This window comes from Pseudomonas sp. MYb13 (assembly GCF_002980075.1).
Lineage (GTDB): Bacteria > Pseudomonadota > Gammaproteobacteria > Pseudomonadales > Pseudomonadaceae > Aquipseudomonas > Aquipseudomonas lurida.
On sequence record NZ_PCQI01000005.1, the window covers coordinates 264,105 to 286,154 of the forward strand.

General features: G+C 62.6%; 19 protein-coding genes and 2 pseudogenes. 18 read left to right on the plus strand and 3 right to left on the minus strand.

The window, feature by feature from the left end; translation table 11 throughout:
• Positions 1 to 22: 22 nt before the first annotated feature.
• The 5 genes and pseudogenes from CQ002_RS28830 to selO form a co-directional block, all read left to right on the plus strand.
• Positions 23 to 679, plus strand: a pseudogene (locus CQ002_RS28830) (MCP four helix bundle domain-containing protein); the annotation flags it as partial.
• Between the two features lie 303 nt (positions 680 to 982).
• Positions 983 to 1,582, plus strand: a pseudogene (locus tag CQ002_RS28835) (methyl-accepting chemotaxis protein); the annotation flags it as partial.
• A gap of 217 nt (positions 1,583 to 1,799) precedes the next feature.
• Positions 1,800 to 3,542 (plus strand): potassium/proton antiporter, encoded by a 1,743-nt coding sequence (locus CQ002_RS12665; RefSeq protein ID WP_105161543.1) that lies wholly within the window; start codon positions 1,800 to 1,802, stop codon positions 3,540 to 3,542.
• A 49-nt stretch (positions 3,543 to 3,591) separates the two neighbouring features.
• On the plus strand, positions 3,592 to 6,930 hold the full coding sequence (gene mscK / locus CQ002_RS12670; protein WP_034105845.1) for a mechanosensitive channel MscK: 3,339 nt from the start codon (positions 3,592 to 3,594) through the stop codon (positions 6,928 to 6,930).
• Positions 6,931 to 6,978: 48 nt separating this feature from the next.
• A complete protein-coding gene (selO, locus tag CQ002_RS12675; protein WP_105161542.1) occupies positions 6,979 to 8,442 on the plus strand; it encodes a protein adenylyltransferase SelO in 1,464 nt (487 codons plus the stop codon).
• Positions 8,443 to 8,482: 40 nt separating this feature from the next.
• Here the strand turns inward: selO and CQ002_RS12680 are convergent, their stop codons facing one another.
• Together CQ002_RS12680 and CQ002_RS12685 are read right to left on the minus strand one after the other, a co-directional pair.
• Entirely contained in the window at positions 8,483 to 8,884 is a 402-nt protein-coding gene (locus tag CQ002_RS12680) for a type II toxin-antitoxin system HigA family antitoxin (RefSeq protein WP_069078677.1), read from the minus strand.
• Between the two features lie 8 nt (positions 8,885 to 8,892).
• A complete protein-coding gene (locus CQ002_RS12685; protein ID WP_105161541.1) occupies positions 8,893 to 9,180 on the minus strand; it encodes a type II toxin-antitoxin system HigB family toxin in 288 nt (95 codons plus the stop codon).
• Positions 9,181 to 9,416: 236 nt separating this feature from the next.
• On the opposite strand from CQ002_RS12685, the gene trxC reads away from it, so the two are divergent.
• Positions 9,417 to 9,851 carry a thioredoxin TrxC gene (gene trxC, locus CQ002_RS12690; RefSeq protein WP_105161540.1) on the plus strand — a complete coding sequence of 145 codons (435 nt, stop codon included), beginning with the start codon at positions 9,417 to 9,419 and terminating at the stop codon, positions 9,849 to 9,851.
• A gap of 245 nt (positions 9,852 to 10,096) precedes the next feature.
• Here the strand turns inward: trxC and CQ002_RS12695 are convergent, their stop codons facing one another.
• Complete coding sequence (locus tag CQ002_RS12695) at positions 10,097 to 10,867, minus strand: ParA family protein (protein ID WP_010213709.1); 771 nt, start codon at positions 10,865 to 10,867, stop codon at positions 10,097 to 10,099.
• 347 nt (positions 10,868 to 11,214) lie between these two features.
• On the opposite strand from CQ002_RS12695, the gene CQ002_RS12700 reads away from it, so the two are divergent.
• The 12 genes from CQ002_RS12700 to CQ002_RS12755 are packed head-to-tail and all read left to right on the plus strand — an operon-like array spanning position 11,215 to position 22,041.
• Complete coding sequence (locus tag CQ002_RS12700; protein WP_034105848.1) at positions 11,215 to 11,934, plus strand: beta-ketoacyl synthase chain length factor; 720 nt, start codon at positions 11,215 to 11,217, stop codon at positions 11,932 to 11,934.
• Positions 11,910 to 12,722: a 1-acyl-sn-glycerol-3-phosphate acyltransferase gene (locus CQ002_RS12705; protein WP_069021341.1), complete on the plus strand. Its 813-nt coding sequence runs from the start codon at positions 11,910 to 11,912 to the stop codon at positions 12,720 to 12,722. Before CQ002_RS12700 ends, CQ002_RS12705 begins: the two co-directional genes overlap by 25 nt.
• Positions 12,700 to 12,969, plus strand: a complete 270-nt coding sequence (locus CQ002_RS12710) for a phosphopantetheine-binding protein (RefSeq protein ID WP_034105852.1) — start codon at positions 12,700 to 12,702, stop codon at positions 12,967 to 12,969. The genes CQ002_RS12705 and CQ002_RS12710 overlap by 23 nt, the downstream gene beginning before the upstream one ends.
• A 9-nt stretch (positions 12,970 to 12,978) precedes the next feature.
• Complete coding sequence (locus CQ002_RS12715) at positions 12,979 to 13,233, plus strand: acyl carrier protein (RefSeq protein ID WP_034105855.1); 255 nt, start codon at positions 12,979 to 12,981, stop codon at positions 13,231 to 13,233.
• Positions 13,230 to 13,775 (plus strand): membrane protein, encoded by a 546-nt coding sequence (locus CQ002_RS12720; protein WP_034105857.1) that lies wholly within the window; start codon positions 13,230 to 13,232, stop codon positions 13,773 to 13,775. The genes CQ002_RS12715 and CQ002_RS12720 overlap by 4 nt, the downstream gene beginning before the upstream one ends.
• Positions 13,772 to 15,442 carry an acyl-CoA synthetase family protein gene (locus CQ002_RS12725; protein WP_105161539.1) on the plus strand — a complete coding sequence of 557 codons (1,671 nt, stop codon included), beginning with the start codon at positions 13,772 to 13,774 and terminating at the stop codon, positions 15,440 to 15,442. The genes CQ002_RS12720 and CQ002_RS12725 overlap by 4 nt, the downstream gene beginning before the upstream one ends.
• Positions 15,435 to 16,169 (plus strand): glycosyltransferase family 2 protein, encoded by a 735-nt coding sequence (locus CQ002_RS12730; protein ID WP_069021345.1) that lies wholly within the window; start codon positions 15,435 to 15,437, stop codon positions 16,167 to 16,169. Before CQ002_RS12725 ends, CQ002_RS12730 begins: the two co-directional genes overlap by 8 nt.
• On the plus strand, positions 16,166 to 17,101 hold the full coding sequence (locus tag CQ002_RS12735; protein ID WP_034105863.1) for a glycosyl transferase: 936 nt from the start codon (positions 16,166 to 16,168) through the stop codon (positions 17,099 to 17,101). The genes CQ002_RS12730 and CQ002_RS12735 overlap by 4 nt, the downstream gene beginning before the upstream one ends.
• The gene (hutH, locus tag CQ002_RS12740) at positions 17,085 to 18,626 is read left to right on the plus strand and encodes a histidine ammonia-lyase (RefSeq protein ID WP_034105865.1); all 1,542 of its coding nucleotides are present in this window, start codon (positions 17,085 to 17,087) and stop codon (positions 18,624 to 18,626) included. The genes CQ002_RS12735 and hutH overlap by 17 nt, the downstream gene beginning before the upstream one ends.
• Complete coding sequence (locus CQ002_RS12745) at positions 18,619 to 19,044, plus strand: thioesterase family protein (protein ID WP_105161538.1); 426 nt, start codon at positions 18,619 to 18,621, stop codon at positions 19,042 to 19,044. Before hutH ends, CQ002_RS12745 begins: the two co-directional genes overlap by 8 nt.
• On the plus strand, positions 19,041 to 19,739 hold the full coding sequence (locus CQ002_RS12750) for an outer membrane lipoprotein carrier protein LolA (RefSeq protein ID WP_105161537.1): 699 nt from the start codon (positions 19,041 to 19,043) through the stop codon (positions 19,737 to 19,739). Before CQ002_RS12745 ends, CQ002_RS12750 begins: the two co-directional genes overlap by 4 nt.
• On the plus strand, positions 19,729 to 22,041 hold the full coding sequence (locus tag CQ002_RS12755; protein ID WP_098465628.1) for an MMPL family transporter: 2,313 nt from the start codon (positions 19,729 to 19,731) through the stop codon (positions 22,039 to 22,041). The genes CQ002_RS12750 and CQ002_RS12755 overlap by 11 nt, the downstream gene beginning before the upstream one ends.
• The last annotated feature ends 9 nt before the right edge of the window (positions 22,042 to 22,050 follow it).

A 22,050-nucleotide genomic window follows, 5' to 3' on the forward strand; every position in this document is an offset into this window, starting at 1 on the left:
CTTTGCGTTGATTGGCGCGTTGATGTTGTTTCTCGGTGTGTTCGCCCTCAATCAGATGAGCAAGATACGCGCCGCCACGGAAGACATCACGCTGTCCAGCGTGCCGAGCATTCGCGCCCTCGATGAGTTCACCCAACTGACCCTGCGCCTGCGGGTTTTGTCGTACCGCCTGCTGACCAACCGCGAGCCGGAGGTCCAGCAAAAAACCCTGGAAGCCTTCGAGCTGCGTAACCAGCAGATCCGTACCGCCCAGGCCGTTTACGAAAAACTCATCGAGGGGGCTGAAGAGCGTTCGGCCTACGACGAATACGTGCGCCTGCTCGGTCAGTACCATCAGATTGAAGAGCGCATGAAGAGCCTCTCGCAGGCCAATCAGGTCGACGATCTGCGCAAAATGCTCAACACCGAATTGCTCAGCAACTCCGAGCAGGTCAATGCCGTGCTTACGCGCCTGCTGGAGCTCAACAACAAAATGGCCCTGGCCACCAATCAGGACGCCGAAGACCAATACAACACGGCCTTCAATATGGTGGTGAGCCTGTTGGTAATCGCCACGTTGCTGACCGTGTTGTTCGCCTGGCTGCTGACCCGCAGCATCACCCTGCCCATTTCCCAGGCATTGGAAGCAGCGGAAGAAGTGGCCGAAGGCAACCTGACCCGCCCGATCAAGGTCGACGGCAACGACGAAGCCGGACGCCTGCTGGCGGCGATGGCCAAGATGCAGGACAAGCTGCGCGACACCCTGCAACGCATCGCCGGCTCGGCCACCCAGCTCGCTTCGGCCGCCGAAGAGCTAAACGCCGTCACTGACGAAAGCGCTCGCGGCCTGACCCAGCAAAACAACGAAATCGAACAAGCCGCCACAGCGGTGAACGAGATGACCAGCGCCGTGGAAGAAGTCGCGCGCAATGCGGTCAGCACGTCAGAAGCCTCGCGCAACGCCACCACCTCCGCCGGTGACGGGCGGGATTTGGTGCAGGAAACCGTCAGCGCCATTGAACGCATGAGCGGCGACGTACAAGCCACCGCCACCCTCATCGGTGACCTGGCCAATGAGTCCCGCGATATCGGCAAGGTGCTGGACGTGATTCGTGGCCTGGCCGACCAGACCAACCTGCTGGCCCTGAACGCCGCCATCGAAGCGGCGCGCGCCGGTGAAGCCGGCCGTGGCTTTGCGGTGGTGGCCGACGAAGTGCGCGCACTGGCCCATCGTACCCAGCAGTCGACCAGCGAAATCGAGCGGATGATCGGCAGCATCCAGGCCGGCACCGAGCACGCGGTGGATTCGATGCGTAACAGCACCGAACGGGCGGAGTCGACGCTGAACATCGCCAAAGGCGCCGGAATGTCGCTGGACACCATCAACACCGCGATCGTCGAAATCAACGAGCGCAACCTGGTGATTGCCAGCGCGGCGGAAGAGCAGGCCCAGGTGGCACGGGAAGTTGACCGCAACCTGGTGAATATCCGTGACCTGTCGGTGCAATCGGCGACCGGTGCCAGTCAGACCAGCGCGGCGAGCAGCGAACTGTCGCGCCTGGCGGTGGATTTGAATGGCATGGTCGGGCGCTTCCGGCTATAGGCGATTCCTCTGGGCGCTGGCTTGCCTGCGATGGCGCACCCTCGGTGAGCCTGACCCACCGCGGTGCCTGCATTGCAGGCGAGCCAGCGCCCACATTGGATGAGTGCGCGCCTTAAAAGCTTTTTGACAGCACCGCAATTCAACAGGTTAGAATCGCTGGCACGCAGACTGCATGGTCAGTTTGCGCCCCGTCTTGTTTGCTCATGGAGTACTGCCTTTGAATGCGACGACCATCAACAGCCTGTTCTTGATCGGCGCGTTGCTGGTGAGTGCGAGCATTCTGGTGAGTTCCCTTTCGTCCCGACTGGGCATCCCGATCCTGGTGATCATCCTGGCCGTGGGCATGGTCGCCGGCGTCGATGGCGGCGGCATTATCTTCGACAACTACCCAACCGCCTACCTGGTGGGCAACCTCGCCCTGGCCGTGATCCTGCTCGACGGCGGGTTGCGCACCCGGGTGGCGAGTTTTCGCGTGGCACTCTGGCCGGCGTTGTCGCTGGCCACGGTGGGGGTGTTGATTACCACCGGCCTCACCGGCATGGCGGCGGCCTGGCTGTTTGACCTCAACATCATCCAAGGCTTATTGATCGGCGCAATTGTCGGCTCAACCGACGCCGCGGCAGTGTTCTCGCTGCTCGGCGGCAAGGGCCTGAACGAACGCGTCACCGCCAGCCTGGAAATCGAATCCGGCAGTAACGACCCCATGGCGGTGTTCCTCACTGTCACGTTGATCGACATGCTTGCCAACGGCCAGACCGGCCTGCACTGGAGCCTGCTGACCCACCTGGTGCGCGAGTTCGGCATCGGCGGCATGGTCGGCCTGGGTGGCGGCTGGCTGATGCTGCAGATGGTCAACCGCATCAACCTGGCCACCGGCCTGTACCCGATCCTGGTGATCGCCGGCGGCCTGTTCGTGTTCGCCCTGACCAACGCCCTGCACGGCAGCGGCTTCCTCGCCGTGTACCTGTGTGGCCTGGTGATCGGCAACCGCCCGGTGCGCAGCCGACATGGCATTTTGCATATGCTCGACGGCATGGCCTGGCTGGCGCAGATCGGCATGTTCCTGGTGCTGGGCCTGCTGGTCACGCCCCATGACTTGCTGCCCATCGCGCTGCCAGCCCTGGGCCTGGCGCTGTGGATGATCCTGTTTGCACGGCCATTGTCGGTAATGGTCGGCCTGCTGCCCTTCAAGGCATTCCACGGCCGCGAAAAAGCCTTTATCGCCTGGGTCGGCCTGCGGGGCGCGGTGCCGATCATTCTGGCGGTGTTCCCGCTGATGGCCGGGCTGCCCCATGCGCAGCTGTATTTCAACCTGGCGTTCTTTATCGTGCTGGTGTCGCTGCTGGTGCAGGGCACGAGCCTGCCGTGGGTGGCCAAGCTGCTGAAGGTCACCGTACCGCCGGACCCGGCGCCGATTTCCCGGGCTGCCCTGGAAGTCCATGTCACCAGCGAGTGGGAGCTGTTCGTCTACCGCCTGGGGGCGGAAAAGTGGTGCATCGGCGCCGCCCTGCGCGAGTTGAAAATGCCCGAAGGCACGCGGATTGCGGCACTGTTCCGTGGCCAGCAACTGCTCCATCCGTCGGGTAGTACCGTGCTGGAAGTCGGCGACCTGCTCTGCGTGATCGGCCACGAACACAACCTTCCAGCCCTGGGCAAACTGTTCAGCCAGGCGCCGCAACGTGGCCTCGACCTGCGTTTCTTCGGCGACTTCGTACTGGAAGGCGATGCCCAGCTGGGCGCGGTCTCCGCCCTGTACGGCCTGAAACTAGAGGGCATCGACCCGGACATGCCGCTGAGCAGTTTCATCACCCAGAAAGTCGGCGGCGCCCCCATCGTCGGCGACCAGGTGGAGTGGAACAACACCATCTGGACCGTCGCGGTCATGGACGGGAACAAGATCGGCAAAGTGGGCGTCAGATTCCCCGAAGGAAGTCGCCCGGGCCCCGGACTCTTCCTCTAAACTGCGGGGCGACGTTGCCCCGATTTTTCACTTTGCTCGACCGGTCTCTATGCCAACCCTGCGCACTTTTCTCGCCACTGCCCTGCTGGGCCTGACCCTTTGTGTCGGCACCGTTCACGCGGCCGACCCGCCCAGCGCCGATGCCATCCAGCAAACCCTGGACAAGCTGCCCGATCGCAAGCTGCCCGACGCCGACATGAAGGCGCTGCAGACGATCCTGCAACAGACCCTGACGTACCTGGGCAACAAGCAGGAGTACGAGCAGCGCCTGGTCGACCTCAAGCGCCAGCTGGAGGACGCCCCGCGCCAGACCGGCGACAACCAGCGCGAGCTGACGCGGCTCAAGGCGACCAAAGTCATCCCGGTCGCCCAGCGCTACGCCACCCTGCCGGTGCCGCAGCTCGAGCAATTGCTGGTGCAACGCACCACCCAGCAAGGCGACCTGCAAAAAGAACTGGCCGACGCCAACAGCCTCTCCATCGCCGCCCAGACCCGCCCCGAGCGCGCCCAGACCGAAATCAGCAGCAGCCAGACGCGCATCCTGCAGATCAATTCGATCCTCAAGGCCGGCAAGGACAACGGTAAAACCCTCAGCGGCGACCAGCGTAACCAGCTCAATGCCGAACTCGCGGCGCTGAACGCACTGATCCCCTTGCGTCGCCAGGAACTGGCCGGCAACAGTCAACTGCAAGACCTGGGCAACAGCCAGCACGACCTGGTGATGGAGAAAACTGCACGCCTGGAACAAGAGATCCAGGACCTGCAGACCCTGATCAATCAGAAGCGCCTGGCCCAGTCCCAACAGACGGTGACCCAACAGTCCATCGAAGCGCAAAAGGCCGGCGGCAGCAGCTTGCTGGCCACCGAGAGCGCAGCGAACCTGAAGCTGTCCGACTACCTGCTCAAAAGCACCGACCGCCTCAACGACCTGACCCAGAAAAACCTGCAGACCAAGCAGCAGCTCGACACCGTGACCCAGAGCGATTCAGCCCTGGACGAGCAGATCAACGTGCTCAAAGGCAGCCTGCTGCTGTCCAAGATTCTCTACAAACAGAAGCAGGCCCTGCCGCGCCTGACTGTGGACCGCGACCTGGCGGACGATATCGCCAACATTCGCCTGTACCAGTTCGAGGTCAACCAGCAGCGCGAACTGATCAGCTCGCCGAGCACCTATGTGGATAACTTGCTGGCAAACCAGTCGCCGGAAGATGTCACCCCGCAATTGCGCCGCACCCTGCTGGAACTGGCGATTACCCGCAGCGATCTGCTGGAACGCTTGAGCCGCGAGCTGAGCGCGCTGCTCAACGAATCCATCACCCTGCAACTGAACCAGAAACAACTGCTCAGCACTGCCACGACCCTGCGGGCGACGCTGGATGAGCAGATGTTCTGGATCCCCAGCAACAAACCGCTGGATACCGAATGGCTGGAGACGGTGCCGGCGCACCTGAGCAAGCAAGTCGCCACCCTGCCCTGGGCCTCCAGCGTCAGCGAACTGTATGACGGCCTGACCCAACGCCCGCTGCTGTTCCTGCCCCTGCTGCTGTTGATCGGTGCGCTGCTGTGGCGACGCAAAAACCTGTACCAGCGCCTGAATAAGGTCCACCTGGACATCGGCCACTTCAAGCGCGACAGCCAGTGGCACACGCCCCAGGCCATCCTGATCAATATCCTGCTGGCAATGCCGGTGTCCCTGGGCCTGGCGCTGTGCGGCTACGCGCTGCAAATCGACGCCCGTGGGCAAAATGCCAACCTGGGCGCTGCGCTGCTGCAGATCGCCCAGGCGTGGCTGGTGTTCTACACCGCCTACCGCATCCTGGCGCCGGGCGGCGTGGCCGAACTGCACTTTCGCTGGGAGAAACCCCAGGTCGAATTCCTGCAGGGCTGGGTACGCAAGCTCGGGCTGGTGGTGCTGGCCCTGGTGGCCGTGGTGGCGATTGCCGAGCACCAACCGGCGGCACTCGCCGACGACGTGCTGGGCATCGGCGTGGTACTGACCTGCTACGCACTGATGGCCTGGCTGCTGGGTCGCCTGCTGCTGCACAGCCCAACCCATGAAAAGGCCTCGCTGTTCCGCAAAGCCGTGGGCCTGATGTTCACCGCGCTGCCCATCGCGTTGTTTATCGCCGTGTGCTTCGGCTACTACTACACCGCGCTCAAGCTCAGCGACCGACTGATCAACACCCTGTACCTGTTGATGTTCTGGCTGGTGATCGAAGCCACCTTCGTCCGCGGCCTGGGCGTTGCCGCCCGCCGCCTGGCCTATGCGCGTGCCCTGGCCAAACGCCAGGCCGCCAAGGAAGCCGGCGACGGCGAAGCGGTGATCGAAGAGCCGACCCTGGACATCGAGCAAGTCAACGAACAGTCCATGCGCCTGATTCGCCTGGCCCTGCTCGGCGGCTTTATCGCGGCGCTGTACTGGGTGTGGTCGGACCTGATCTCGGTATTTTCCTACCTCGACAACGTCACCTTGTACGAATACACCAGCGGCACCGGCGCCAATATCAGCATGGTGCCCATCAGCATCGGCGACTTGCTCGGTGCGCTGATCATCATCGGCATTACCTTCGCGCTGGCGCGCAACCTGCCTGGTCTACTGGAAGTGCTGGTGCTGTCCAAGCTGGACCTGGCACAAGGCAGTGCCTATGCCACCACCACGTTGCTGTCCTACATCATCGCTGGCGTGGGCTTCGTGTCGACCCTGTCCACGCTGGGCGTGAGCTGGGACAAATTGCAATGGCTGGTGGCCGCGCTGTCAGTGGGCCTGGGCTTCGGCATGCAGGAGATTTTCGCCAACTTCATCTCCGGGATCATGATCCTGTTCGAACGCCCGGTGCGCATTGGCGACACCATCACCATCGGCAACCTGTCGGGCACGGTGAGCAAGATCCGCATCCGCGCCACCACGATCACCGATTTTGATCGCAAGGACATCATTGTCCCGAACAAGACCTTCATCACCGGGCAACTGATCAACTGGTCGCTGACCGACACCATTACCCGGGTCACGCTCAAACTCGGCGTGGACTACGGCTCCGACCTGGACCGCGTGAAGGAATTGCTGCTCAAGGCCGCCCGCGACAACCCGCGCGTACTCAAGGAGCCGGAGCCGCATGTGTACTTCCTCAACTTCGGCGAAAGCACCCTCGACCACGAATTGCGCATGCACGTGCGCGACCTGGGCGACCGCAACCCGGTAATCGACGAGGTGAACCGCTTTATCAATCGCGAGTTCAAGAAAGAGCACATCAACATCTCGTTCCGCCAGATGGAGGTCTACCTCAAGAACCTTCATGGCCAGGAATACAAATTGGTGGAGGTCGATACTCCGGCCAAGCCCGCCAACGACGGTGGCGTGCAGGAACCACCGCCGAGCAAACTCGACTAACGACGCTATCCCCAGCAGAATGCTCGGACATTCTGCTGGAGATGGCCGGTGAAAGCCCTCGACGAACTGACCTTCGACAACCGCTTCGCACGCCTAGGCGACGCATTCTCAACCCACGTATTGCCTGAGCCCCTCGACGCACCGCGCCTCGTGGTGGCGAGCGAGGCCGCCATGGCCCTGCTCGACCTCGACCCCGCCGTTGCCGAAACGCCGGTGTTCGCCGAGCTGTTCGGCGGTCACAAGCTGTGGGCCGAAGCGGAACCGCGGGCAATGGTCTATTCCGGGCATCAGTTCGGCGGCTACACCCCGCAACTGGGCGATGGCCGTGGGTTGTTGCTGGGTGAGGTGTACAACGAGGCCGGAGAACACTGGGACCTGCACCTCAAGGGCGCCGGGATGACACCTTATTCACGCATGGGCGACGGGCGCGCCGTGTTGCGTTCGTCGATCCGTGAGTTTCTGGCCTCCGAAGCGTTGCACGCGCTGGGCATCCCCAGCAGTCGCGCGCTGTGCGTCATTGGCTCCGACACGCCCGTTTGGCGCGAGAAGCAGGAGCGCGGGGCGATGGTGCTGCGCATGGCACACAGCCATATCCGCTTTGGTCATTTCGAATACTTCTACTACACCAAGAAACCCGAGCAACAGGCTAAACTGGCCGAACACGTGCTCAACCTTCACTACCCCGAGTGCCGCGAACAGCCTGAACCCTACCTGGCCATGTTTCGCGAAATCGTCGAGCGCAATGCCGAACTGATCGCCAAGTGGCAGGCCTATGGCTTTTGCCACGGCGTGATGAACACAGACAATATGTCGATCCTCGGCATCACCTTCGACTTCGGACCGTTCGCGTTCCTGGATGACTTTGACGCGCACTTCATCTGCAACCATTCCGACCATGAAGGGCGTTACTCCTTCAGCAATCAGGTGCCGATCGGCCAGTGGAACCTCAGCGCCCTGGCGCAGGCGTTGACGCCGTTCATCAGCGTCGACGCCTTGAAGGAAGCGCTCGGCCTCTACCTGCCGCTGTACCAGGCCAACTACCTGGACCTGATGCGCCGCCGTTTGGGGCTGACCACCGCCGAGGACGATGACCAGGCACTGGTGGAGCGCCTACTGAAGCTGATGCAGAATAGCGGCGTGGATTACACCCTGTTCTTCCGTCGCCTGGGGGATGAGCCGGCTGCGCTGGCCGTGACGCGGCTGCGGGATGACTTCGTCGACCCGGCCGGGTTCGATGCCTGGGCCGAGCAGTACAAGGCGCGTGTTGCACGGGATGGTGACTACAGCGAGGAACAGCGTCGTGCGCGGATGCACGCGGTGAACCCGCTGTATATCCTGCGCAACTACCTGGCACAGAACGCTATCGCTGCCGCCGAATCCGGCGATTACAGCGAGGTGCGGCAGTTGCACGAGGCGCTTTCCAAGCCGTTTGAGGAACAAGCGGGGATGGAGCGATACGCACAGCGGCCGCCGGATTGGGGGAAGCATTTGGAAATTAGTTGTTCGTCTTAAGGACCCGTATCCAGAAGATCGCCCACCGTCTTGGTCATGATCAGATGAACATGTCCACTGGCACCTTGAAGAACTCTGCCAGCCAACGAATCTGCCGAACGTTCAGCTGGCGTTTTCCACTCAGGATTTCTGAGACAACCGATTGAGCGCCTACGCCAGGCAGATCACTTTGCGTCAAACCATGCTCCTGCATCATTGACCGCAGTACATCAACTCCGCTCGCCTCAGGTATTGGCCAATGCTCTAAGTCGTAGGCCTCAACCCAGTCACCGATGATATCGACCAGCCCCATCAGCGGATGGGTTTCATCTTCCCCCACGATATCCAGCAATTCGTCGAGCGCCTCTACCAACAGATCGTAATCAGCCTCGGTTTTCGGCTTACGCAACAAGGGGGACACGAACTGCCAATGCTCGGCGACTTGCTCGATCAATACACTCATTTTTCCCATTACTCCTTCCATTTACCCTTGTCGTATTCACGATGGTCCAAAATATGCCGGATATAGAGGCGCTGCATTCGATAGCGCACGATGGCAACAAGGCGGAGCTTGTTACCTCCAATATTGAACACATGCAGTGCCCCAACTTTATCCACAGCAGTGAAAACTGCTCTCAACGTCGCAAAATCTTCAGGGCTGATGACTTTGACCTTACGATGCCACTCATCCAGAGCACTCGCTGAGTGAGGCCATTTTTCCTTGGCATTTCGTATTTGCTTCGCACTGATCACTCGCATGCAACATCCCTATCGCATCTTGCTATGAAGGTTAAACTCGAACGCTGACTATCGCAATTTGCTATAGAGCCGATCGGACCGGTGGTGCCTTGTCGAACACGCTTTCACAGCCTAGATAGGCACGCGCAATCGACGCGCAAAAATCTGTGAGCATATGCAACGTCGCTTAGAACTTGATAACACCTGCGCCCGACTCCACATTGAGCTCCACTGACTGCTGTCGTTGGAGCCTCACCATGTCCGAACCTCTTGTAATCCCCTGCCCCCACTGCAACGGCCTCAACCGCATCCCCGGCGAACGCCTGGGTGATGCGCCGAAGTGTGGGCGTTGCAAACAACCCGTCTTACTGAACAGGCCTTTTGAGTTGAAACAAGGCGACTACGCCAGCCAGATCAAGGGCGACCTGCCGTTGCTGGTGGATGTATGGGCCGAGTGGTGCGGGCCGTGCAAGTCGTTTGCGCCGGTGTTTGAGCAGGCGGCTGGGCAGCTAGAAGGCAAGTGCCGCTTGGCCAAGCTGGACAGCGAGGCCAACCAGCAGCTGTCGGCACAGCTGGGCATTCGTTCGATTCCCAGTTTGATTCTGTTCAAGAACGGCCGTGAAGTGGCGCGCCAAAGCGGGGCGTTTCCCTTGCCGCAGTTAATGAGCTGGTTGCGTAGCCAGGGCGTGTAAATACGGCCAGCCCACTCAATGGGTGGATGGCCGTGGAGATACAACCGGCGCTGCGTACGTGCTGTATGGCCGCAAGGCCAGACCCGTCCTACAGACTCTGTGGGACACACCCATCTGCCGAAACGCAATCAAAAATGTGGGAGCGGGCTTGCCCGCGAAGGCGGTGTATCAGTAACAGATGTTCTGACTGACATACCGCCTTCGCGGGCAAGCCCGCTCCCACAGGTTTTTTTTTGCGTTTCAGGTCACGCGTTTTCCAGCAGGTTATGCAGCTCCACAAACTGCTGCGTCAGTTTATGCCGTGGGTCCAGGTGGATCAGGGGCTTGTTCTCCTGGTGCGACTCGCGCATACGCACCGAGCTGGCCAGGTACACCGGCAACACTGGCAGGCCCTCGGCAATCAACTCTTCCAGCATCTGCTGTGGCAGACTCGCCCGCGCCTGGAACTGGTTGACCACGATGCCTTCCACTTCAAGGCCTTCGTTGTGGTCTTCCTTCAGTTCCTCGATCTCGGCCAGCAGGCCATAGAGGGCCTGGCGCGAGAAACTGTCGCAATCGAAAGGAATTAGTACGCGATCTGCAGCAATCAGCGCCGAAACCGCGTAGAAATTCAAGGCCGGCGGCGTATCCAGGTAAATCCGATCGTAATCTTCACTCAATTCATCCAGCAGCTTTCGCAGCTTGTTGATCTTGTGCTTGGCCTCGAGCTTGGGCTGCAAGTCCGCCAATTCGGCGGTGGCCGTGATCACGTGCAGGTTGTCGAAGGGCGTCTCGTAGATATCCACCCGGTTTTTCTTCGAGAACGGTCCGGAAGACAGGGTCTGCTTGAAAAATTCGGCAATGCCCATCGGTATATCGTCACCGGTCAGCCCGGTGAGGTACTGGGTCGAGTTGGCTTGTGCATCGAGGTCCACCAACAGGGTTCGATAGCCTTCGCTGGCACTGACTGCCGCCAGGTTGCAGGCGATGCTGGACTTGCCCACGCCGCCTTTCTGATTGAACACCACGCGCCGCATGGAAAAACCTCCGTGTATCAATGAATGTCCGAGTGTAGAGGGCAAAAGCGCCTGTTAGCTACCTCGTTCATCCATGCACTCCTGCATCACAGGCCATCGGCGACCTGTCTGTCATACGCAAGCGACAGATTAAAAAGAACGGTCCGACAATGCATCACGTCCGTGGTAAAGGACAATCTGTAAATTCTTCCAACTATTTTGTAATTGGCGATGCACAATTCTTTACCAATGTTTGCTAGAACCCCACGGCACCGGGATAATGCGCGCCATTCGGCTATTGCTCCCTGTCCCGGTATTCGGGGCCAAAAACCGCACATGGAAGCCCGCAGGGGCGGGATACCTTCTCAGTGATCACTTTCAACATCGCCCAATGGCGCGCCTGGGCCCCAGGGCTCGAGAGCGTGGACGACTGGCACGCCTGGTGCCAGGCCCCGGTGCTGCTGCCCGCAAGTGATGCCGCCCCGGATGTGTCATTCCTGCCAGCCATGCAGCGTCGCCGCCTGAGCCGCCTGGCGCGCATGGCCTTCAGCGTCGGCTGGCCATTGGCCGAGGGCCTGCAGGACCTGCCGCTGGTGTTCATTTCCCGGCATGGCGAGACCCCGCGCACCCTCGACATCCTCAGCGACCTGGCCAACGACCAGCCGCTGTCGCCCACCCAGTTCAGCCTGTCGGTGCACAACGCGGTGATTGGCCTGTGGTCGATCCTGCGCAATGAAACCAGCGAAATGACCGCCCTCGCTGCCGTCGGCGATGGCCTGGAACACGGCATGCTCGAAGCCGCCGCGCTGCTCAACGAAGGCGCACCGGCGGTGTTGCTGGTGATCACTGAAGAGCAGCCGCCCGAGGCTTACGCCAGCTGGATCGTCGACGTGCCCTTTCCCTATGCCCTCGGCCTGTTGCTGACACCGGGCGACGAGTGGCAGCTGGAACTGGGCCGCGGCACTGTCCAACCCACTCAAACCCAGTGGCCCCACGCCCTGAACCTGCTGCGCACCCTGCTCACCGAACAGGTCGCCTGCCAACATGCCTGGAAGAACCGAGTATGGAACTGGCAACGCAAGCCGTGAACGACAAACCACGGGACGCCTATTACTGGCGCCTGTTCGCCACCGCTGCCAGCTTTGCGCTGTTCGGGTTCGGCGGGCTGTGCCTGCGCCTGCTGGTGTTTCCGTTGCTCAGCTGCCTGCCAGGCGACGCAGCCAACCACCGACGCCGCGCTCGCCACACGATCAGTTGGCTGTTCTGGTTCTTTATTCGCCTGATGCAGCGCGCCGGCGTGCTGACCTTCAGCGTCGAAGGTGCAGAAAAGCTCGGGCGGCCGGGACAGATGATTATCGCCAACCACCCGTCGCTGATCGACGTGGTGTTCCTGATTGGCCTGGTGCGCCAGGCCAACTGCGTGGTCAAGCAGAGCCTGTGGCAAAACCCCTTCACGCGAGGCCCCGTGCGCGACGCCGGTTACATCAGCAACGACGGCAGCGCCGAAATGCTCGATGCCGCCGCCGATGCCCTGCGCGGTGGCCAGACACTGATCATCTTTCCGGAAGGCACCCGCACCCCTCCCGGCGCGGCGCCTGCCTTTCATCGCGGCGGTGCCGCGATTGCACTGCGCGGTGCGACAATCATCACCCCCGTGGTGATCAAGGTCAGCCCCACGACCCTCACCAAGGCCGAACCCTGGTATCGCATCCCTAAACGCCGCGTGCACTTCAGTTTGCGCGTGGGTGCCGATATAGAACCACAGGCGTTCGCAACACTGGGCCCCGCGCCCCAGGCCTCACGCAAGCTCAACGATTACCTGCATCACTATTTCATTAAGGAGCTCGCCGAAGATGAGCGACCAACACCGCCTTGAGCACGACATAAAGACGCTGATCATCGAGGCCCTGGGCCTGGAAGACATCGGCGTAGACGACATCGGCAGCGAGCAAACCCTGTTCGGCGAAGGCCTCGGCCTGGATTCGGTAGACGCCCTGGAGCTGGGCCTGGCGATCCAGAAAAAGTACGGCATCAAGATCGATGCCGACGCCAAGGATACCCGCAATCACTTCACCAACGTGGCCAGCCTTGCGGCGTTCGTCACGGCTAGACAGGCAGCTTGAGACCGGACCATGCAAACTCGTGACGAAATTTTCAACACCCTGCGCGACGCCTTGGTAGAACTGTTCGAACTGCCGCCGGAACGCGTCACCCTTGACGCCAACCTGTACCAGGACCTGGAAATCGACAGCATCGATGCCGTCGACTTGATCGACCATATCAAGCGCCAGACCGGCAAGAAGATCGCCGCCGAGGAATTCAAGGCGGTGCGCACGGTGAGCGACGTGGTTGAGGCGGTGTACCGTCTGGTCCAGCCCGCCGCATGAGCCGGCTGATCGGCCTCGGCCTGCTGTTGGCGGGGCTGCTGTACCCCTTTGCGGTGTATTACGGCACCGAGCACTTTGCGCCTTGGCAATTCGGCCTGCTGCTGGGCGGCCTGTGGCTGCTGCGTGCACTGACCGGTGTGCGACGCCCCGGCAGTCGCTGGATGGCGCTGGCGGTGATCGTGTTTTGCCTGCTGCTGGCCTGGTTCGATGACCCCCGCCTGTTGCGCTGGTACCCGAGCCTGGTCAGTGCGTTCATGTTGGCGCTGTTCGGCTTGAGCCTCAAGTACGGCCCGCCGGTGGTCGAGCGCCTGGCACGCATGACTGAGCCCGTGTTGCCGCCTCATGTCATCGTGTATACCCGCCGGGTGACCGTGGTATGGAGCGTGTTTTTTCTGTGTAATGGCCTGCTTGCCGCCGCCCTCACCCTGTGGGCGCCGCTGGGCTGGTGGACGTTGTACAACGGCCTGATCGCCTACGGGCTGATGGGGCTGTTGTTTGCCGTGGAATGGCTGGTACGACAAAGGGTTCGAGGCCGCGTATGAATGGGTTGAAACTTGAGCACTTGCTGCTCGAGCCGCTGGAACAGCGTTGGGTCACCACCGAACCTGCCATGAATCACGCGCAGTTGCGCGAGCAGTCCCTGAGCCTGGCGGCAGGCTTGCAGGCCCGCGGTATCCGGCGCCTGGCCGTGTACCTGGAAGATGCAGGCCTGCTGGCAATTGCGCTACTGGGCGCCTGGCGGGCCGGGGTCAGCGTGCTGCTGCCCGCCGATTTGCAACCTCAGACCCGCCAACGCTGGGATGAAGCCGTCGATGCCTGGCTGACCGAAGCGGCGGACCTGGATGCGCTGTACCAGGCGCCGCTGAGCGCTGCCGCGCTTGATCTGGACACCTGCCAATTGAGCCTGTGCACTTCCGGCTCCAGCGGCGAACCCAAGCGCATCGACAAGACCCTGCGCCAACTGGCCAACGAGGTCGAGGCCCTGGAAACCCTGTGGGGGCCGGACCTCAAGGACGCCTGCATCATTGGCAGCGTCGCCACCCAGCATATCTACGGCCTGCTGTTCCGGGTGCTTTGGCCGCTGTGCGCCGGCCGCACCTTTGTTCGCCAACAGCTGGCCTTCCCCGAAGACTTGCAGCGCGCCAGCCGCGAACACCCGCAATTCGCCTGGGTCGCCAGTCCGGCGTTGCTCAAGCGCATGGGTGACAACCTCGACTGGCCCGCGCTGAGCCAGGTGTCGCGGGTGTTTTCATCCGGCGGCGCACTGCCCGTAGACGCCGCCGCCAGCCTATACGACCGTTTGCAGCAATGGCCGACAGAGATCCTCGGCAGCTCGGAAACCGGCGGCATTGCCTGGCGCCAAGGCGCACAACCCTGGCAGCCGTTTGCCGATGTGCAACTGAGCCAGGATGCCGAGGGCGCCCTGCGCATCGCCTCGCCTTACCTGCCTGAGGGGCATGTCGAACAAACCGCCGACGCGGCACGCATTCATGCCGATGGCCGTTTCGAGCTGTTGGGCCGCCTGGATCGCATCGTCAAGCTGGAAGAAAAACGCATCTCCCTGCCCATGCTGGAACACGCGCTGATGGCGCACCCGTGGGTCGCGGAAACCCGCCTGGGCGTGGTGCAGGAAAACCGCGCCTCTCTTGGCGCGCTGGTGGTGCTGAGCGACGAGGGCCTGCATGCCCTGCGCAATCAGGGCCGACGCGCGCTCACCCAGGCCCTGCGCCACCACTTGAGCCAACATTGCGAAGCCTTGGCATTGCCCCGGCGCTGGCGCTTGCTGAGACAGTTGCCCCTGAACAGCCAAGGCAAACTGCCCCAGGCCGACGTCGAGGCGCTGTTGCTGGCAGCCCGGCCGAAGGCGCCGGAAGTGCTGGAGCACGTCGAAGCCGACGGCGAATGGACCTTGCAACTGAGCGTGCCGCCGGACCTGGCGTATTTCAGCGGGCACTTCCCGGTCACGCCGGTGCTGCCGGGGGTGGTGCAGGTGGAATGGGCGTTCAACCTGGGCCAGCAATGGCTGGACCTGCCGCCGACCTTTGCCGGCATGGAAGTGCTCAAGTTCCAGCAACTGGTGCGTCCTGGCGATGCAATCGAACTGCACCTGCGCTTTGATGCGCAACGCGGCAAGTTGTATTTCGCCTATCGCAATGGTGTCGCGGCCTGCTCCAGCGGCCGGATTCAGTTGGTGGCCCAACATGCATAACCCCTGTGCCCTGATTCCGGTCTACAACCACGAAGCCGCCGTCCCGGCCGTGGTCCGCAGCCTGCTGGGCAGTGGTCTGCCTTGCCTGCTGGTCGACGACGGCAGCAGCCCGGCCTGCGCCGCCGTACTCGCGCAATTGGCGACCCTGGACAACGTCACCCTGCTGACCTTGCCGAACAACCAGGGCAAGGGCGGTGCGGTGATGGCCGGGTTCCGAGAGGCCGCACGCCAGGGCTTCAGCCATGCCCTGCAAGTCGACGCCGACGGCCAGCATGACTTGCGCGAAGTCGAGACCTTTATCGACACCTCGCGCAGGCACCCCGACGCCATCATCTGTGGCTACCCCGAATACGATGACAGCGTGCCCAAAGGCCGTTTGTACGCGCGCTACCTGACCCACGTGTGGGTGTGGATCAACACCCTGTCGCTGCAAATCCGCGACTCGATGTGTGGCTTTCGCGTATACCCGCTGGCACCGGTGCTGGCGCTGATGGACTCGGCCTACATCGGCACGCGCATGGATTTCGACTCCGACATACTGGTGCGCCTGGCCTGGCGCAACCAGCCGATGCGCTGGCTGCCGACCCAGGTGCATTACCCGGCAGACGGCTTGTCACACTTTCGCTTGTTCCGCGACAACGTGCGCATCTCGGCCATGCACACCCGGTTGTTCTTCGGCATGCTGGTCCGCGCGCCGATGATCCTGTGGCGACGGTGGCAAGCATGAATGACAGCACCAAGCACTGGGCCGATCGCGAGGAACGCGGCAGCTACTGGCTGATGAAACTCACCGCCTTCGCCGCCAAGGTCCTCGGGCGCCGCGTGTTGAGCCCGGTCCTGTATGGCATCGTGCTGTACTTTTTCCTGTTCGGCCGCACCGCACGCCAGAGTGCCTGGCACTACCAGCAGCGCCTGGCCGACTGGAGCGGGCGCGATGAGCTGCGCCCCACTCACTGGAAAGTCTTCGGCCAGTTCATGGCGTTTGCCGACTCACTGCTGGACAAACTCGACGTGTGGAACGGCAAGCTTCGCCTGGAACAGATCGAGATCAACGACCCGGCGCAATTGCGCGGGCAACTGCGTGGCGAACGCGGGCAGATGCTGGTGGGCGCGCACCTGGGCAACCTCGAAGTGTGCCGTGCCCTCGCCGAGATCGGTGAACAGGTCACCATGAACGTGCTGGTGCACACCAAGCACGCCGAACAATTCAACCGCCTGCTGGGCGAAGCCGGCGCCACCCACTTGCGCCTGATCCAGGTCAGCGAGCTGGACCCGGCCACCATGCTGCTGCTCAGCCAGCGCCTTGACGACGGCGAGTGGCTGGCCATCGCCGGCGACCGCGTGCCGCTGCATGGCGGGCGTACGGTGCGCGTGGATTTCCTCGGCCATGACGCCGCCTTCCCCCAGGGCCCCTGGTTGCTGGCCGGCTTGCTCAAATGCCCGGTGAACCTGCTGATGTGCCTCAAGCACGAAAGCCGCTATCGCCTGACTATCGAACCGTTCACGCCGCTGATCGAATGGAAACGCAACACCCGCGAGCAGGTCATAGCCCAGTGGACCGCGCGCTATGCCGCACGCCTGGGCCAGTTCTGCCTGGAAGCGCCCCAACAATGGTTCAACTTTTACCCTTTCTGGAAGACCGATGACGACGCATCTTGAGCCGGTAACCTTTGGCGAACGCGCCTTGCGCATCGAAGACGTACTGGCCCTGGCCAACCGCCAGGCGCCGACCCAATTGCAGGGCGACGCCGCCTATCGCCAGCGTATTGCCAAGGGCGCCCAGTTCCTCGACTCGCTGCTGGACAAGGAAGGCGTGATCTACGGCGTGACCACCGGCTACGGCGACTCCTGCGTAGTAGCGGTGCCGCTGCAGCACGTCGAGGCCCTGCCGCGTCATCTGTACACCTTCCATGGTTGCGGCCTGGGCAAGTTACTCGATGCCCAGGCCACCCGGGCGGTGCTGGCGGCGCGTTTGCAGTCGCTGTGCCACGGCGTTTCAGGGGTGCGCGTGGAGTTGCTGGAGCGCTTGCAGGCGTTCCTCGAACACGACGTACTGCCGCTGATCCCGGAGGAAGGCTCGGTAGGCGCCAGCGGTGACCTGACGCCACTCTCCTACGTGGCGGCAACCCTGTCCGGCGAACGCGAGGTGATGTTCCGTGGCGAACGCCGCACAGCGGCCGACGTGCACCGTGAACTGAACTGGGAGCCCCTGGTGCTGCGCCCCAAGGAAGCCCTGGCGCTGATGAACGGCACTGCCGTGATGACCGGCCTGGCGTGCCTGGCCTTCGCCCGCGCCGACTACCTGTTGCAACTGGCCACGCGCATCACGGCGATGAACGTGGTAGCGCTGCAAGGCAACCCGGAACACTTCGACGAGCGCCTGTTCGCCGCCAAACCGCACCCCGGGCAGATGCAGGTGGCTGCCTGGCTGCGCAAGGACCTGGCGATCGACGCACCGACCGCGCCCCTGCATCGCCTGCAGGACCGCTATTCGCTGCGTTGTGCGCCCCACGTCCTCGGCGTGCTGGCTGACAGCCTGAACTGGCTGCGCTCGTTCATCGAGATCGAATTGAACAGCGCCAACGACAACCCGATCATTGACGCCGAGGAAGAGCGCGTACTCCATGGTGGGCACTTCTACGGCGGGCATATCGCCTTCGCCATGGACAGCCTCAAGACCCTGGTCGCCAACGTCGCCGACCTGCTTGACCGCCAACTCGCACTGCTGGTGGACGTGCGTTACAACCACGGCCTGCCGAGCAACCTGTCCGGCGCCCCGGCCGAGCGCGCGATGATCAACCACGGCTTCAAGGCAGTGCAGATCGGCACCAGCGCCTGGACCGCCGAAGCCTTGAAAAACACCATGCCGGCCAGCGTGTTCTCGCGCTCCACCGAGTGCCATAACCAGGACAAGGTCAGCATGGGCACCATCGCCGCTCGTGATGCGATCCGCGTATTGGAGCTGACCGAGCAAGTCGCCGCCGCGACCTTGCTCGCCGCCAACCAGGGTGTGTGGCTGCGGGCCCAGGCCGAGGACGCGCGCCCCTTGCCGCCGGCCCTGGCAGCGATGCATGAAGAATTGGCCAAGGACTTCCCGCCGGTCATCGAAGACCGCGCCCTGGAGGGCGAGCTGCGCCTGTGCCTGCAACGCATTGCCGAGCAACACTGGAGGCTGCATGCGTAGCCAGGGCGTATTCCACAGCGACACTGAAATCCTCGTGCCGTTTTTCGACGTCGACACCATGAACGTCGTATGGCACGGGCATTATGTGAAGTACCTGGAGGTGGCGCGCTGCGCGCTGCTCGACAAGATCGGCCATAACTACACGGCAATGCTCGAATCGGGCTATGCCTGGCCGGTGATCGACATGCAACTGCGCTACGTGCGCGGCGCTGTGTTCGGCCAGACCATCAACGTGCGCGCCAGCCTGGTGGAGTGGGAGAACCGCTTGAAGGTCAACTACCTGATCACCGACCTCGTCAGCGGCGAGCGCCTGACCCGTGCCACCACCGTGCAGGTGGCGGTGGAAATCGCCACTCGCGACATGCAGCTGGCCTCCCCCAAGATATTCACAGACGCCGTAGAGAGAGCCTTGAAATGAGATCCCCTGTGGGAGCCGGCTCGCCGGCGAAAATCGTCAACGGTAACGCGGGTCGCCTGACACTGCGCGGCGCTCTCAAGTTTTTCGCGGGCAAGTTGAATCGTCGCACCGCCGCTGCCACCTTAATCGGGTTGCTGCTTAGTTCAAGCGCGCATGCCTTCGACTTGCAGCAATTGAGCGACCAGCTTGCAAAACCTTCAGTGATCCACGGCCACTTCACCCAGGAGAAACACCTGCGTGCCCTGCCCCAGCCATTGGTCAGCAAAGGCACCTTCGTACTCGCCAAGGACCATGGCCTGTTGTGGCTGCTGAAAACCCCGCTGCAACAGGACTACCGCATCAGCGCCCAGGGCATTGCCCGGCGTGACGCCAGCGGCTGGCAACTGCTGCCGAACAAGAGCGCCGGCGCCGAACAGAACCGCCTCTTCCTCGCCGTGCTGCAGGGCGACAGCAGTGGCTTGCAGCGTGACTTCGAATTGCAGCTGCAAGGCGAGGCCAAGCAATGGAAGTTGACGCTGGTCCCGCGCTCGCTGCTGCTCAAGCAAGTCTTTACCCAGATCAATATCGACGGTGGCGACCTGGTGCAGAACATCGAACTGCTGGAAACGCAGGGCGACAGCACCGTGCTGCGCATGCAGGACAGCACCGCCACCCAGCCCTTGAGCGACGCGGAGCAACACGACTTTGCCCAGTGAACGCCTGCTGCCGCGCCTGTTCCTGATCCTGCTGGTGGCCGTGCTGGCCCTGGCCGGCTGGCAGTGGCGCCACGGCGCGCCCTTGTCGGCCAACCTGATGGAACTGGTGCCGGGCAGCACGCCGGACCCATTGGAACTGCAAGCCGAACAGCGCATGCAAGCACCACTGAACCGCGAGATGCTGGTGCTGGTAGGCCATACCGACCGCCAGCAGGCGCTGGCCGTGGCGCAACAGTTGGGCGAGCGCTGGCAGGCCAGCGGGCTGTTCGAAAAGGTGCAATGGAACCTGCAAGCCGACCTGCCGGCACTGCGTGAGCAATTGCTGCGCGGCCGCCTGGCGATGCTCTCGGCCAAGGACCGCGAACAACTGATCGAACAGCCCGACGCGTTTATCCAGCAGCGCGTACAAGCGCTGTTCGACCCCTTCACCGGGTTCAGCCTGGTGCCGAGCCAGGACGACTGGCTGGGCCTGACCGGACGCATCCAGAACAGCCAGCCGCAGCACGGCTCGGTGCAACTGGATATCGGCAGCGGCGCGTTGATCGCCGATGCCGACGGCAAAAGCTGGGTGCTACTGCGCGCGCGCACCACTGGCAACGCCTTCGACATGAAACTGCCGCTGCAGGTGGCCGACCTGCTCCAGGCCAGCCGCGAGCAGGCCAGCGGGCAAGGTGCACACGTGCTCGCCGCCAGCGGCTTGCTGTACGCCGCGAATGGGCAGCAGCAGGCCACGCGGGAAATCACTTGGGTGGGCGGCGGCGCTACCCTCGGCATCCTGCTGTTGCTGTTGCTGGCGTTCCGACGCTGGCGGGTGCTGCTGGCGTTCGTACCGGTGCTGGTGGGCATGCTGTTCGGGGCGGTGGCCTGTGTGGCGCTGTTCGGCCATATGCATGTAATGACCCTGGTATTAGGTTCCAGCCTGATCGGCGTGGCGGTGGATTACCCGCTGCACTACTTGTCGAAAAGCTGGAGCATGAGCCCATGGCGCAGTTGGCCGGCGTTGCGTTTGACGCTGCCCGGATTGAGCCTGAGCCTGGCCACCAGTTGCATCGGCTACCTGGCGCTGGCCTGGACACCGTTCCCGGCACTGACCCAGATTGCCGTGTTCTCTGCCGCCGGCCTGGTCGGTGCGTACCTGTGCGCGGTGTGCCTGTTGCCGGCGCTGCTCAAAGGCGTCGAACTGCGCCCGGCGCAATGGCCGCTGCGCATCGCTGAATGCCTGTGGCTGGTGCGTGCTTCGTTGCTCAAGCGCGTGCCCAGCCCGGCGCTGCTGGCGTTGCTGCTGCTGTTTTGCGCGGGTGGCCTGTGGCACTTGAACAGCAAAAACGATATCCGCCAATGGATCGGCGCGCCGCCGCAATTACTGCAAGAAGCACAAGCCGTGGCGCGCATTACCGGATTCCAACCCACCAGCCAGTTCTTCCTGGTGCGGGCAGACAACCAGCAACAGCTGTTGGAGCGTCAAAGCGCCCTGGGGCAACGCCTGGATCAGTTGGTGAATATGGACAAACTCCAGGGCTACCTGGCACTCAACCAACTGGTCAGCCTACCCGCCGAGCAACAACAGTTGCGCGATGCCCTCAACCGACTGGCGCAACACTGGCAGCCACTGCTGGACCTCGGCGTGCCCGCCAGCGCCCTGCACGCCGAAGTCGCTCAGTTGCAAGCGTTGCCCACGCAAGATATCGACGCCGCACTGGCAGGCCCACTGGCCGAACCCTGGCGCACCCTGTGGCTTGGCCCGGTGGACGGCGGGGTGGCCGCGATGGTCAGCCTGCAAGGTCTGAACAACCCGGCGCTGCTGCGGGTGCAAGCGTTGGATTTGCCGGGAGTAACACTGGTGGACCGCCTGGGCGACTTGAACCGGGTATTTGCCGACACACAGATCAGCGCCGCCGAATTGAAGTTGATGTCCTGCGTGCTGATCGTGCTGCTGCTGATCCTGCCGTTCGGTTTCGGCGGGGCCTTGCGCATTGTCGCCCTGCCGCTGTTGGCGGCACTGTGCAGCCTGGCCAGCCTCGGCTGGCTGGGCCAACCGCTGACCTTGTTCAGCCTGTTCGGCCTGCTGCTGGTCACGGCCATCAGCGTTGACTACGCAATCTTGATGCGCGAGCAGATCGGCGGCCCTGCAGTCAGCCTCCTGGGCACCTTGTTGGCGGCGCTCACGACCTGGTTGTCGTTTGGCCTTCTGGCGGTGTCCAGCACGCCGGCGGTGAGCAATTTCGGCTTATCGGTCAGCCTGGGCCTGGCATTCAGCTTTATGCTGGCGCCATGGGCCGGGCAACAGAAACACGCCTTATGAATATGATTA